The organism is Pseudomonas sp. Q2-TVG4-2, from assembly GCF_013620795.1.
Taxonomy (GTDB): Bacteria; Pseudomonadota; Gammaproteobacteria; order Pseudomonadales; family Pseudomonadaceae; genus Stutzerimonas.
The window spans coordinates 367,830-381,811 of sequence record NZ_LGLW01000004.1; the positions used below are offsets into that span (position 1 = coordinate 367,830).

The 13,982-nt window shown below is 62.2% G+C and carries 11 protein-coding genes; 4 read left to right on the plus strand and 7 right to left on the minus strand.

The window, feature by feature from the left end:
• Positions 1-203: 203 nt before the first annotated feature.
• The 7 genes from lysS to H3028_RS09950 all read right to left on the minus strand — a co-directional run bounded on the left by lysS (position 204) and on the right by H3028_RS09950 (position 9,953).
• Positions 204-1,706 (minus strand): lysine--tRNA ligase, encoded by a 1,503-nt coding sequence (lysS, locus tag H3028_RS09920; protein ID WP_181296850.1) that lies wholly within the window; start codon positions 1,704-1,706, stop codon positions 204-206.
• A gap of 158 nt (positions 1,707-1,864) precedes the next feature.
• Positions 1,865-2,960, minus strand: a protein-coding gene (prfB, locus tag H3028_RS09925; RefSeq protein ID WP_181296851.1) for a peptide chain release factor 2 whose coding sequence is annotated in 2 segments (ribosomal slippage) — positions 1,865-2,887 and positions 2,889-2,960 — 1,095 coding nt in all. Because the reading frame shifts where the segments join, the coding sequence is not laid out codon by codon here.
• A gap of 167 nt (positions 2,961-3,127) precedes the next feature.
• Entirely contained in the window at positions 3,128-3,874 is a 747-nt protein-coding gene (locus H3028_RS09930) for a tellurite resistance TerB family protein (protein WP_181296852.1), read from the minus strand.
• A 30-nt stretch (positions 3,875-3,904) separates the two neighbouring features.
• The gene (locus tag H3028_RS09935; protein ID WP_181296853.1) at positions 3,905-5,014 is read right to left on the minus strand and encodes an NADH:flavin oxidoreductase/NADH oxidase; all 1,110 of its coding nucleotides are present in this window, start codon (positions 5,012-5,014) and stop codon (positions 3,905-3,907) included.
• 269 nt (positions 5,015-5,283) lie between these two features.
• Positions 5,284-7,380: a molybdopterin oxidoreductase family protein gene (locus H3028_RS09940; RefSeq protein ID WP_181296854.1), complete on the minus strand. Its 2,097-nt coding sequence runs from the start codon at positions 7,378-7,380 to the stop codon at positions 5,284-5,286.
• A 296-nt stretch (positions 7,381-7,676) separates the two neighbouring features.
• A complete protein-coding gene (gene recJ / locus H3028_RS09945) occupies positions 7,677-9,392 on the minus strand; it encodes a single-stranded-DNA-specific exonuclease RecJ (RefSeq protein WP_181296855.1) in 1,716 nt (571 codons plus the stop codon).
• A 33-nt stretch (positions 9,393-9,425) separates the two neighbouring features.
• Entirely contained in the window at positions 9,426-9,953 is a 528-nt protein-coding gene (locus H3028_RS09950) for a winged helix DNA-binding protein (RefSeq protein ID WP_168424226.1), read from the minus strand.
• 195 nt (positions 9,954-10,148) lie between these two features.
• On the opposite strand from H3028_RS09950, the gene H3028_RS09955 reads away from it, so the two are divergent.
• The 4 genes from H3028_RS09955 to H3028_RS09970 all read left to right on the plus strand — a co-directional run bounded on the left by H3028_RS09955 (position 10,149) and on the right by H3028_RS09970 (position 13,931).
• Entirely contained in the window at positions 10,149-10,898 is a 750-nt protein-coding gene (locus H3028_RS09955; protein WP_181296856.1) for a 5-oxoprolinase subunit PxpA, read from the plus strand.
• Complete coding sequence (gene pxpB, locus H3028_RS09960; RefSeq protein WP_181296857.1) at positions 10,895-11,599, plus strand: 5-oxoprolinase subunit PxpB; 705 nt, start codon at positions 10,895-10,897, stop codon at positions 11,597-11,599. Before H3028_RS09955 ends, pxpB begins: the two co-directional genes overlap by 4 nt.
• Positions 11,596-12,510, plus strand: coding sequence for a biotin-dependent carboxyltransferase family protein (locus H3028_RS09965; protein ID WP_181296858.1), 915 nt, complete (start codon positions 11,596-11,598; stop codon positions 12,508-12,510). The genes pxpB and H3028_RS09965 overlap by 4 nt, the downstream gene beginning before the upstream one ends.
• Positions 12,511-12,713: 203 nt before the next feature.
• Entirely contained in the window at positions 12,714-13,931 is a 1,218-nt protein-coding gene (locus tag H3028_RS09970; RefSeq protein ID WP_181296859.1) for an NRAMP family divalent metal transporter, read from the plus strand.
• Positions 13,932-13,982 lie beyond the last annotated feature (51 nt).

Sequence of the window (13,982 nt, forward strand, 5' to 3'; positions counted from 1 at the left end):
GCGTCAGCCGTACACTCTGTCGGCAGGCGGGACCCGATCTGAAGCCATCGAGCCGACAACGATGCGTACAGAGGCCATGCGGCAAATACGCTGATACGGAGATTCTCTACTTGGCGCGGTGCATTTCCGGCGCGACCGCACATGCAAGCGGCGGGAACAGCCACCGCTCGGCACGGCGTCACCGAGCGGGTAGCCAGATGAGGTCAGACCTCGGGGCGCATATGCGGGAACAAGATTACGTCGCGGATCGACGGTGAATTAGTCAGCAGCATCACCAGACGATCGATGCCGATGCCCTCGCCTGCGGTCGGCGGCATGCCGTACTCCAGCGCGCGAACGAAGTCGGCATCGAAATGCATCGCTTCGTCATCACCGGCGTCCTTGTCGCGCACCTGCGCATGGAAGCGCTCGGCCTGATCCTCGGCATCGTTCAATTCGGAATAGGCGTTGGCGATTTCACGCCCGCCGATAAACAGCTCGAAGCGATCGGTGACGCTCGGATCATCATTGCTGCGACGCGCCAGCGGTGACACCTCGAACGGATAACGAGTAATGAAGGTCGGCTGCTCCAGCTTGTGCTCGACCAGCTCCTCGAAAATCATCACCTGCAGCTTGCCCAGCCCCTCGAAGCCGAGCACCTTGGCCCCGGCCTTCTTGGCGATGGCGCGGGCGGTGTCGACATCTTGCAGGTCGGCGGCGTTGATCTCCGGATTGAACTTGAGGATGGCGTCGAACACCGACAGCCGCACAAAGGGCTCGCCGAAGTGGAACACCTTGTCGCCGTAAGGCACGTCGGTGCTGCCGAGAACCAGCTGCGCCAGCTCGCGGAACAACTCCTCGGTCAGGTCCATGTTGTCTTCGTAATCGGCGTAGGCCTGATAGAACTCAAGCATGGTGAATTCGGGGTTGTGCCGGGTCGAAACGCCTTCGTTACGGAAGTTGCGGTTGATCTCGAACACGCGCTCGAAACCACCAACCACCAGCCGCTTGAGGTAAAGCTCCGGCGCGATACGCAGGAACATCGGCAGGTCCAGGGCATTGTGATGGGTCTCGAACGGCTTGGCCGCGGCACCTCCGGGGATGGTCTGCAGCATTGGCGTTTCGACTTCGAGAAAGTCGCGCTCGTTGAGAAACTTGCGGATGTGGCCGATCACCTGCGAACGCACGCGGAAGGTGTGGCGGGTTTCCTCGTTGACGATCAGATCGACGTAGCGCTGGCGGTAGCGCTGCTCGGTATCGGTCAGGCCGTGGTGCTTATCCGGCAGCGGACGCAGCGACTTGGTCAGCAGCCGCACGTCGGTCATTTCGACATAGAGGTCACCCTTGCCAGAGCGCGCCAGGGTGCCCTCGGCGGCGATGATGTCGCCCAGGTCCCAGTGTTTGATAGCTTCCAGGGTCTCGGCCGGCAGTGTCTTGCGGTTGACGTAAACCTGGATGCGCCCGCTCATGTCCTGCAGCACCATGAAGGCGCCGCGGTTGAGCATGATGCGACCGGCGACCTTCACCGGGATCGCCGCTTCGGCCAGCTCTTCCTTGGTCTTGTCCGCGTATTTCAGCTGCAGATCGTTGCAGTAGCTGTCGCGACGGAAGTCATTGGGGAAGACGTTGCCCTTGGCGCGCTCGGCGGCCAGTTTTTCCTTGCGCTGAAGGATCAGGCTGTTTTCTTCCTCGTGGATGGCGTGCTGGTTCAGCGGTTGTTCGCTCATAGTTTTTCAATGCCCGGCGCGTAAAAATAAATCGAAAAAGGGTGATTCCCGCAGTGCGTAGGGTGGGCCGGGCGGCGTTCCGCTTCAGCCCACCGTCCGACTGTGCCGTTTCTGGTGGGCTGAAGCCCACCCTACAGTCGGTCCACGCTCACATGGGCTCATAGGCCTTGCTTGAGACTGGCTTCGAGGTACTCGTCAATATCCCCATCGAGCACCTTGTCGCAATCGCTGCGTTCGACGCTGGTACGCAAGTCCTTGATACGCGACTGGTCGAGCACGTATGAGCGGATTTGGTGGCCCCAGCCGATGTCGGACTTGGTGTCTTCCAACGCTTGCGATGCCGCGTTGCGCTTCTGCATTTCCTGCTCGTACAACTTGGCCCGCAGCATTTTCATGGCGGTGTCCTTGTTGGCGTGCTGAGAACGTTCGTTCTGGCAGCTGACCACGGTATTGGTGGGCACGTGGGTGATTCGTACCGCCGAATCGGTGGTGTTGACGTGCTGACCGCCAGCGCCCGAGGAGCGATAGGTGTCGATGCGCAGGTCTGCCGGATTGATCTCGATCTCGATGTTGTCATCGATTTCCGGCGAGACGAACACCGCGGTAAACGAGGTGTGGCGGCGGTTGCCGGAGTCGAACGGACTTTTTCGCACCAGGCGGTGCACGCCAATCTCGGTGCGCAGCCAACCGAAGGCATATTCACCCTTGATGTGCAGCGTCGCACCCTTGATGCCGGCGACTTCGCCTTCGGACAGTTCCATGATGGTGGCGTCGAAGCCACGTTTATCAGCCCAGCGCAGATACATGCGCAACAGCATGTTGGCCCAGTCCTGAGCCTCGGTGCCGCCGGAACCGGCCTGGATGTCGAGGTAGGCGTTGTTGGGATCCATCTCGCCACTGAACATGCGGCGGAATTCCAGCCCTTCGAGGATGCCGCGCAGACGGTCCAGCTCGGCAGCTACGTCGTCCACTGCGCTCTGGTCGTCTTCTTCAACAGCCATGTCGAGCAGGTCACGGGAATCGGCCAAGCCTCCGTCGAGCTCGTCGATGGTTTCGACGATCTGCGCCAGGGTGGCGCGCTCGCGGCCCAGATTCTGGGCATACTCAGGATTGTTCCAGACGTTAGCGTCTTCGAGTTCGCGGTTTACTTCGACGAGGCGATCATGCTTCTGATCGTAGTCAAAGATACCCCCGAATTGACAGGGTGCGCTCGGACAGGTCCTTGATGCTGTTAAGGATCGGGTTGATTTCCATAGGTAGGCAGCTCTCAATCGGACGGTGCGAAAAGCCGACGATTATAGCGCAGCAGGCAGCCCCTGACAGCCCGTGCGGGACCATCGGCAGCCGCGGCTACGACGGTTGGCGACCAGCAAAAGAAGCCAGCGCCGGGGGAACCCCGGCCCCGGCCCCAACCATGAGTTTCAGGCGGATACGCCGCGGACCTGACTTTCCAGCTCGGCCTTGAGCTGCGGATCTAGCTTGAGCTGACGAGCCAGCTCGTCCAGATACGCCCGTTCCATGTACTGCTCCTCGTCAACCATCAGTACGCTGGCGAGGTACATCTCCGAGGCCATCTCCGGCGTGGTCGCGGATGCAGCGACGTCGACCGGGTCCAGGGGCTTGTTCAGCTCCGCCTCGAGCCAGCGCTGCAGCTCACCGTCATCGGTCATCTGGCTGAGTTCGGCCTCGATCATCTTGCGCTCCTGATCGTCCACATGGCCGTCGGATTTGGCCGCCGCGACCAGCGCCTTGAGAATACCGCGGCTGTGCTCTTCGACTTGATCAGGCGGCAGCCTATCGACCGTCTTCGGTTCGGCCTGTGTGGTGCTTGCCCGCCCTGCATTGGCCTGCTGCGCCTGCCAATTGCCGTAGGCCTTGTATGCCAGCATGCCGAGCGCAGCCAGACCTCCATAAGTCACTGCCTTGCCGCCCAGGCGACGCCCACCTCTGCTACCGAGCAACATGCCGAGGGCGCCGGTAGCCAGCGCGCCACGGCCGGCGCCGCCACCGCCGAGAATACTGCCTAGCGGGCCGCCCGCGCCGGATAGTACGTCGCCAAGGGAACCGGAGCTTCGAGTCGTTGGCGAATGAGCCGCCGATCCTTGCTGCTTCTGCAGCAGGTCTTGTCCGGACTTGAGTAGCTGATCGAGCAAACCACTGGTTTTCATGGGGTTACCTTTAATGTCTTCGTGGGCGATTCAATCGAGTGAATCGGGGAGCTGGCGGACAGGCGTGTTTCGTTGTGCGGCGCGTACGTACTGGGCTGGCCACGGAACCGAGGCGTCACGTAGATCCTCGGCGGCATGCAATGGCCAGTAAGGATCGCGCAGCAGCTCCCGTGCCAGCAGGATCAGATCCGCCTGCCCGGTGCGCAGGATGTGCTCGGCCTGTACCGCCTCGGTGATCATGCCCACCGTGCCGGTAGCAATGCCGGCTTCGCGACGGACCTGCTCGGCAAACTGGGTCTGATAACCCGGGCCAACCGGTATCTCGGCATTGACGGCTGTCCCACCGGAGGAGACGTCGATCAGATCGACGCCCAAGGGCTTCAAGCGCCGCGCAAGCTCGACGGTTTCCTCTGCGTTCCAGCCGTCCTGCACCCAATCGGTCGCCGACAGGCGCACGAACAGCGGCAGTTCATCCGGCCATACCGCCCGCACCGCCTGAGTGACTTCCAGGAGCAGCCGGATACGGTTATCGAACGAGCCGCCATAGGCGTCCTGGCGCTGATTGGATAACGGCGAAAGGAACTGGTGCAGCAGGTAGCCGTGCGCCGCGTGCACCTCGGCAACTTTGAATCCCGCCGCCAGCGAACGCTCGGCTGCGCGCACGAAGGCCTGGATGACCTCGGTGATACCGGCCTCATCCAGCGCCGTCGGAACCGCATGCTCCGGATCGAAGGCAATGGTGGACGGCCCCACCGGTGTCCAACCGCCGGCCGCAATCGGCACGCTGCCATGACGCCCCAGCCAGGGCTGCCAAGTGCTCGCCTTGCGTCCGGCATGCGCCAGCTGGATGCCAGCCACCGAGCCCTGAGACTCAATGAAACGCGTGATACGACGCAACGGTTCGACGTGCTCGTCGGACCAGATGCCTAAATCTTCGGGCGAAATGCGGCCGCTGGCTGTCACCGCTGTGGCTTCGATGATGACCAGCCCCGCCCCGCCGACGGCACGGCTGCCCAGATGAACCAGATGCCAGTCGTTGGCCATCCCGGCCTTGGCCGAGTATTGGCACATGGGCGAAACGGCAATGCGGTTGGGCAGCGTCAGCTGACGCAAGGTGAGCGGCTGGAAAAGCTGTGTCATGGAAACCTCACTGCGATGGATGCGCGTTGGACATCCTTCAGTACAGACTGTTTCGATGACTTTGCTCGGCGGTGGGAGTGCCTGCCCCTATTCGGTGACCGTTTGCTGCAATGGCTCGCTGTGGTCGCTCCATCGGTACACGACGAGGGTGCAGCGCGACGCCTTGCTTCCGCCCCTCACCCGACCCTCTCCCTTAAAAGAGAAGGCTAGGGTGAGGGGAGGCGAAAGCCCGCACACAAGCAACGGGCACTCACGAGCACATTCGACCGCTACGCCGCCTCCACCTGCACCGGCACGCCATTGAGCGCGGCATTGCCGGACAGCACGTCCAGCCGGCGCTCATCGGTCAGGTCATTAGCGCTGGCCCCGGGTTGGCTGCTGGCGATACCCATCTGCACACCGGGCCGTGCATGCCCCCAGCCATGCGGCAGGCTAACCACGCCGGGCATCATCTCGTCGCTGGCGGCCACTTCCACTTCGATCATGCCGACCCGGGAACGGACCCGCACGTGCTGGCCATCAGCCAGACCGAGACGGCACAGATCGGCCGGGTTCATCAACAGTTGATGGCGCGGTTTGCCTTTGACCAGGCGATGGTAGTTGTGCATCCAGGAGTTATTGCTTCGCACATGACGACGCCCGATCAGTATCAGCTGATCCCCTTGCGGCGACCTTGCAGACGCGAAACGCGCCAGGTCGCCGAGAAACAGCTCTGGTGCTGCCTGAACTTGCTGGTTGGCGGTTTTTAGACGGCCGGCGAGGTTCGGTTGCAGCGCTCCTAGATCCAGGCCGTGCGGATAATCGCGCAACTTGGCGAGGCTCAGCGCGGACTCGCTGCAGTCACCATACGGGCCGGCACGCAGGCCCATATCGATCATTTGCTCGGGCGCCATGGTCGGCTTGAGATCGGCTCCGGTACGCGCCGCGAACGCCTTGGCCAGCCCGACGAAGATTTCCCAGTCGTGCAGCGCACCCGCCGGCCTGCCGAGCACGGCTTCATTGAAGCGGGTGACGTTGCGCACCGCGAAAACGTTGAAAGTGGTGTCGTAGTGATTGTGCTCAAGCGGCGCCGTCGGCGGCAGGATCAGGTCGGCGTAGCGGGTGGTTTCGTTGATGTAGAAATCCACGCTGAGCATGAACTCCAGCCCGTCCAGCGCCTGTTCCAACTGGCGGCCGTTGGGTGTGGACAGCACAGGATTCCCAGCAACGGTAACCAGCGCACGCACCTGCCCTTCCCCTTCGGTGAGCATTTCCTCGGCCAGCGCCGAGACCGGTAGTTCACCGCCATATTCTGGCAGCCCCGACACCCGGCTCTGCCAGCGGTTGAAATGTCCGCCGGATGTATTCGCTACCAGATCAACGGCCGGTTCGGTGCAGAGCGCACCGCCCACCCGATCCAGATTGCCGGTGACCAGATTGATCGATTGCACCAGCCACTGGCAAAGCGTGCCAAAGGCTTGCGTGGACACACCCATGCGACCATAGCAGACCGCCTTGTCAGCCGCCGCGAAGTCGCGCGCCAGCTGTCGGATCTGCTCGGCCGGCACGCCGCAGCGCGCACTCATGGCCTCGGCCGGGAATGGGGCGGCGGCCGCGCGCAACTCATCCAACCCTTCGACCGGGAGATGGCTGGCCCGAGTCAGGCCTTCGGCGAACAGCGTATTGAGCAGGCCGAACAGAAGCGCTGCATCCTCGCCCGGGCGAACAAACAGGTGCTGATCAGCGATGGCGGCCGTTTCGCTACGTCGCGGGTCTACCACCACTAGCTTGCCGCCGCGCGCCCTTAAAGCTTTCAGGCGCTTTTCCACGTCCGGCACGGTCATGATGCTGCCATTGGACGCCAGCGGGTTGCCGCCGAGTATCAACATGAAATCGGTGTGATCAATGTCTGGAATCGGGATCAGCAGACCGTGGCCGTACATCATCAGGCTGGCCAGATGATGCGGAAGCTGATCCACCGAGGTGGCGGAAAAGCGGTTGCGCGTCTTGAGCTGGCCGAGGAAGTAGTTGCTGTGGGTCATCAACCCGTAGTTGTGCACGCTGGGGTTGCCCTGATAGACCGCCACCGCATTATTGCCATGGCGCTCACGAATGTCGGCCAGGCGCTCAGCGACCAGCGCGAAGGCAGCGTCCCACTCGATTGCCTGCCATTCGCTGCCGACCCGGCGCATGGGATGACGCAGGCGATCCGGATCATTCTGGATATCCTGCAGGGCGACAGCCTTAGGGCAGATGTGGCCGCGACTGAAGCTGTCCTGCGGATCGCCCTTGATCGAAACGATCTGCTCATCGCGAGTTTCGATGGTCAGGCCACAGATGGCCTCGCACAGATGGCACGCACGGTGGTGCAAGGTCGATTCGCTCATCGCAGGCTCCGGAGGATTGTTTTTGTAATCCAATCACTCTAGGCGCGCGCAGAGCAGGCAACAATCAATCACGTCGCGGCAAATAGGGTCTGATTCAGATGGCCGATCTTGCGATGCGAATAAGCCCTGCCAACACAAATCCCATAGAAACGAGCAGCTAGCGGCACCGAGGCCGAAGTCCGCCGCTCTTGTAGGAGCGAGCTTGCTCAAGATCAAGACCGCGCAGTTGCGATTCACCAGCAAGGAGTCGGAGCCCTCCCTTACTCCAGGCAGTACGCGCGTGTAGGTCTATGTGATCAGCGCGCCGCGATATGGGCCACCAGCAGCTGCACGCTTTCCCGACCGCGGAACTCGTTGACGTCCAGCTTGTAGGCCAGATCGGCCCAATGCACGGTGGGGTTGGGCCAGAGGTCGCGGTCGATGTTGAACGCAATGCCATCGAGGGTCAGCGAACCGCACTCGCTCTTGAGCACCATTTTCAGATGTTTCTCGCCGACCAGCCGCTGTTGTACTAGCTGGAATACGCCGTGAAACACCGGCTCGGGAAAGTGTTGCCCCCAAGGCCCAGCATTGCGCAGCGCCTTAGCCAGCTCCAAATGGAATTCTTCGATGCTCAACTGGCCATCGGTCAGTAGACGTCCGGTCAGGTCGTCCTCGCAGAGCTGCCGGCGAACCTCGGCATCGAAGGCGGCCGCGAAAGCGCCGAAGTTCTCTTGAGGCAGCGACAACCCCGCCGCCATCGCATGGCCGCCGAACTTGCTGATCAAACCCGGATGGCGCGCTGCGACCGCATCCAGCGCATCACGAATATGGAAACCCGGCACCGAACGCGCAGAGCCCTTGAGCACACCTTCGCCGGCATCAGCGAAGGCGATGGTCGGACGGTGATAACGTTCTTTCAGCCGTGAAGCGAGAATGCCGATGACGCCCTGGTGCCAGTCCGGCTCGAACAGGCAGAGACCGAACGGCATGTCATCCAGCGGCAGGTCCTTAAGCTGAGCCAGCGCCTCACGCTGCATGCCCTGCTCGATGCCCTTGCGATCCTGATTGAGTTGATCCAGCTGCACCGCCATGTCGCGCGCCAGCGCTTCGTCCTCGCAGAGCAGGCACTCGATGCCCAGCGCCATGTCATCCAGGCGCCCCGCCGCGTTTAGCCGCGGGCCAAGAATGAAGCCGAGATCGGTCGAAGTGATCCGCCGATGATCACGTCCGGCGACCTCTAGGATCGCGCGCAGTCCCGGTCGCGCACGACCGGCCCGAATTCGCGCCAAGCCCTGATGCACCAGGATGCGGTTGTTTGCATCCAACGGCACTACGTCAGCGACGCTGCCCAGCGCGACCAGATCCAGCAGCTCGCCCAGGTTCGGCTCCGACCAGCCGCTTCGGGCGAACCAGCCCGACTCGCGCAACCGGGCCCGTAGCGCTAGCAGCACGTAGAAAATGACGCCAACGCCAGCGATGCACTTGCTAGGGAAGGCGCACTCGGGCTGGTTGGGATTGACGATGGCGTCCGCCGCTGGCAGTTCGTGCCCGGGCAGGTGGTGATCGGTTACCAGCACCTTGAGCCCGGCCGCCTTGGCCGCCGCCACGCCATCGACGCTGGAGATACCATTGTCGACCGTCACCAGCAGATCGGGCTGACGCTCCAGGGCGACGGCGACGATCTCAGGCGTCAACCCGTAGCCGTACTCGAAGCGGTTGGGCACCAGATAGTCCACATGCGCAGCGCCCAACTGACGCAGGCCCAGGACGCCAACGGTACTGGCGGTGGCGCCGTCGGCATCGAAATCGCCGACGAAGAGGATGCGCTGACGCTTTTCCAGCGCCTCGACCAATAACGTCACCGCCGAATCGATTCCCTTAAGCTGGCCGTAGGGGATCAAGCGCGCCAATCCCTTGTCCAGCTCCGCCGCCGATTGCACGCCGCGCGCCGCGTAGAGGCGCGTCAGCAGTGGCGGCAAGTCGCCCAGGTCGGGCAGCACTTGAGGTAGCGGGCGGGGTTCTATGCGCATCTGATGGTTATCCGGTTTGTAGCGTGAGGCAGTTCAGAGCGAAGTTGCAGCGCGCGCAGCCTGATCGTACAGCCCCGACATGGCGCGCAGCATCCCGGCGAGGCGGTGAATCTCCTCGGGGTCGATATTGAGATTTTCGAAGGAGGCGATCAGGCATTCGCGACGGATGTCAGCGTATTCCTGGCACAGCTCGCGGCCCTTGTCGGTGGTCCGGTAGTACATCTCTTTGCCCTGCTTCTCGCCCGCCACCAGCCCAAGCTTGCCGAGCTTCTTCAGCGCGTAGGTCACGGTGTGAGTGTCTTCGATATTCAGCAGGAGGCAGATGTCCGCCTGACGCTTGGCACGGCCACGGCTAGTCAGGTTATGCAGGACCATGACATCCAGCGCATTCATTTCCACTGCGCCGGAAGCCTTCATGCATCGCTCCATCCAGCGCATCAGCGCGGCGCTGGCGACGATGATGCCGTATTCCAGTTCTGAAAGTTCCTGCGACTGCTCGGCGAGATGCGCCGACGCCACGATGGACGATCGCAACGGACGAGGGGATTTGGCGTCAACCATCTTGCGGACCATTGGAAATGAGGGGCGACAGCGGGCTGCCACCCTGGTGAATCGGGTTCGCAAGCATACAGCAATGCGCACTGAAAGGACCGGTCGGAGCGGCTACGAAAAATATTTATTGATAAATCATCGATAATTTATCATCGTATTCCTTGCTCGCCTGTCGCTCCGGTACGCCCGTCAAAGAGGATCTCCATGAACGCCCTGCTCCTGAACTGCGATATCGGCGAAAGCTTCGGTGCCTGGACCATGGGTATGGACGCCGAGGTCATGCCTTTCATCGATTGCGCCAATGTCGCTTGCGGTTTTCATGCATCGGATCCCCAGGTCATGCGGCGTACCGTTGCGCTGGCGACGCTGCATGACGTGAAGATCGGCGCGCATCCGGCCTATCCCGATCTGGTCGGTTTCGGTCGTCGCTCCATGGCCTGTAGTCCGAAGGAAGTGGAAAACATGCTGCTCTACCAGATCGGCGCGCTGGAAGGCATCTGCCGCGCCGAAGGAACCCAGGTTCGCTACGTCAAACCTCATGGCGCGCTGTACAACGACATGATGCGTCAGCCGGAGTTGTTGCGCGCCGTGATGACGGCCATAACCGCTTACGACTCGTCCTTGCCGCTCATGTTGATGTCCACGCGTGACAACAGCGCCAGCCAGATCATGGCTGACGAGCTCGGCGTGACGCTGTGGTTCGAAGTATTCGCCGACCGCGCTTATGACGCGGCGGGCATGCTGGTCCCCCGCGCGCAGCCCGGCGCGGTTCATCACGACGCCGACACCGTGGCTACCCAGGCACTCAGCCTGGCCAAAGGCGAACCATTGACCGCCAGCGACGGCAGCGCGCTGGTTCTGCGCGCTGACACCCTCTGTGTACACGGCGATAACGCGGGCTCGATCGCTGCGGTACAACGCATCCGCCAGGCGCTGCGGGGCCTGGCAGCATGACCCCGCGAATCGAAGTCGTTGGCATCGATAGCCTGATGTTGCGCCTGTTCGATGAAATCGACGAAGCCCATATGCCCTGGCTGCTCGCTGCGGCCAGGTGCCTGCACGACAGCTTCGGCCCAGCGCTGATCGATCTGGTGCCGTGCTACACGACGCTGCTGGTGCAGTACGACCTGGCACAACTTGACGACCGCCAGGCGCGCCAACGTATTGCCGACGCTCTACATGAATTGCAGCCAGATGCAGAAGGCCAGGGCCGCGAACTGAACATTCCGGTGTGGTACGACTCGAGTGTCGGCCCCGAGCTCGAAGCCCTCGGCCAACGCAGCGGCCTTGGCACTGCGGGCGTGATTGCGCGGCACAGTGCGCGCATTTATCAGGTGTTTGCCCTCGGGTTCGCGCCAGGGTTCGCCTTCATGGGGCTGGTCGATGAGATTCTCGCCAGCCCCCGTCTCAAGACGCCACGCAAACAGGTACCCGCCGGCAGCCTGGGAATCGCCGACCGCCAGACCGCCATTTATCCACTCGTTTCTCCCGGCGGTTGGAACCTGATCGGTCGCAGTCCGATCAAGCTGTTCGATCGCGACATGGACGGCTACAGCATCTGGCAGCCCGGCGACCGGGTGCGTTTTCAACCGATCGAACGCGCTGAGTTCGTGCGTCTCGGTGGCGACGATCGCCCATTCGGGGTGACACCATGAGCTTGCTGATAGAACGAAGCGGCGCGCTGGCCAGCCTGCAGGACGGCGGCCGTTTCGGTGTTCGCCACCTGGGCGTTACCCAAGGCGGCGCCGCAGATTGGGTGTCACAGGCGTGGGCCAATTGGCTGTTGGGCAACCCTCTACGGGCCGCAACGGTGGAAATCACCCTGGGCAATTTCGCCCTGCTCGCCGAAACCGACAGTTGCCTGGCGCTATGCGGTGCCGACCTAGGCGCCACACTGGACGAACAGCCCGTCGCGCCAGGTCGCAGCTTCAATATTCGCAAGGGCCAGCGGCTGAGCTTCGCTCAGCCTCGCCAGGGGGTGCGCGCCTATCTTGCCGCGCCCGGCGGTTTCACCGCGCCGCAACTGCTCGGTAGCTGTGCCACGGTGCGTCGTGAGGCGCTGGGCGGTCTGCACGGGGACGGTCGACCACTGGCCTCCGGCGATCGGCTGCACTGGCATGGCACGGCACCACAGCCGCGCGCACTCGATGCCACGCAGGCGCTGTCGCTATTCGCGCCCGATACATTGACCGTGGTATTGGGCGCGCAGATCGGCGATTTCAGCGGCCAAAGTCTGTTCGACGCATTCAATCGAGAATGGACTGTGGACCAGCGCGCCGACCGCATGGGCGTTCGCCTGGTCGGACCGATACTGCGCGGCGCGCGTCAATCGATGATTTCTGAAGGCGTACCGCTGGGGGCCATCCAGGTACCGCCGGATGGGCAGCCGATCGTGCTGCTCAATGATCGGCAGACCATCGGCGGCTATCCGCGACTCGGCGCACTGACGCCGCTGTCGGTCGCTCGCCTGGCCCAATGCTTGCCGGGAACAACCCTGATGCTCAAACCAATTTCCCTGGAACGCGCGCAGACCCAACAACGCGAGTTGCTTGGCAACTGGCAATAAGTCGGTCGCCCTCGCTAACAGAGCGAATCTACGGATCTCACCCCCTACCGTCAGCTGCCCTACAGGTGATGCGTAGACAACTCGAGGATGACCGGACCCAGAGAAAACCACGCGACGACCAAAAAACAACAATTACAAGAGAGTCCGGCTTACACCGGCTGCATTCCTACCTGCCCCAACGCCAATAAAAGAAAGGTATTCCAATGCATCCCACACCCAGCGCCACCCCAGCGTCGCAACGCAACGTCTTGCGTGGCGCCATCTTTATTATGGCAACGTCGTCGATTGGCCCCGCTTTTCTGACCCAGACCTCACTGTTCACCGAGAAATACCTCGCCAGCTTTGCCTTCGCCATCGTCATCTCGCTGCTGATCGACATCGGCGCCCAGCTCAACATCTGGCGGATCATCACCGTTGCCAACCTGCGCGGGCAGGATGTGGCAAACCGCGTCATTCCTGGCGTCGGCCATCTTATTTCCGCCTTCATCGTGCTCGGCGGCATCGCCTTCAATATTGGCAATATCGGTGGCGCCGGGCTGGCGATGAACGTGATTTTCGGCGTGCCGCCGGTGATCGGATCGCTGATCGCAGCAGTCCTGATTATTGGCATCTTCCTGCTGCGCAACGCCAAGGGCGTCATGGACTCCGTGATGCAGGTGCTCGGGTTGGTGATGCTGTGCATGATCGGCTACGCCATGCTGCAGTCGAGCCCGCCGGTCATGGAGGCCTTGAGCCGCAGCTTCAACCCGGATGATCCGCTGATTCTGTTGCTGCCGATCGTGACACTGGTCGGCGGCACTGTGGGGGGCTATATCTCGTTCTCAGGCGGTCACCGCCTGGTGGAAGCTGGCATCACCGGTGTGCAGAACGTGGGCGTGGTAACGCGCGCGGCTGTAACCGGTATCGCGACGACGGGTGTCGTGCGGATCTGCCTGTTCCTCGCTGCGCTCGGCGTCGTCAGCCAGGGGCTCAGCCTGGACCCGGGCAACCCAGCCGCGTCGGTGTTTTCACACTCGATGGGCACGGTTGGCTACAAAATATTCGGCGTGGTACTGCTGGCTGCTTCGGTGTCTTCGGTAATCGGCGCGGCCTATACCAGCGTGACGTTCATGTACTCGCTGCATGAAAGCGTCCAGCGCAACAACCAGTGGGTGGTAATCGCCTTCATTGCCTGCTCGACGCTGATCTACAGCCTTGTGGGACAGCCAGTCAAGGTACTGGTCATCGCCGGCTCGCTGAATGCGCTGGTATTGCCTTTGGCGCTGGGCTGCATCCTCTGGGCAGCGAAAAAGCCGAGTATTGTAGGCAGTGAATATCGCCACCCGACCTGGATGCTGGTGTTCGGCCTGTTGGCGATGGTCGCCACGGCGGTGGGTGTGGTGCTGTCGTTTAGTGCGTTGCTGCAGTTCTGGCAGTCCTGAGTCGACGCCTGCCGGGGTAATCGCATCCCGGCGGGTCCCATCCCTCGGCCG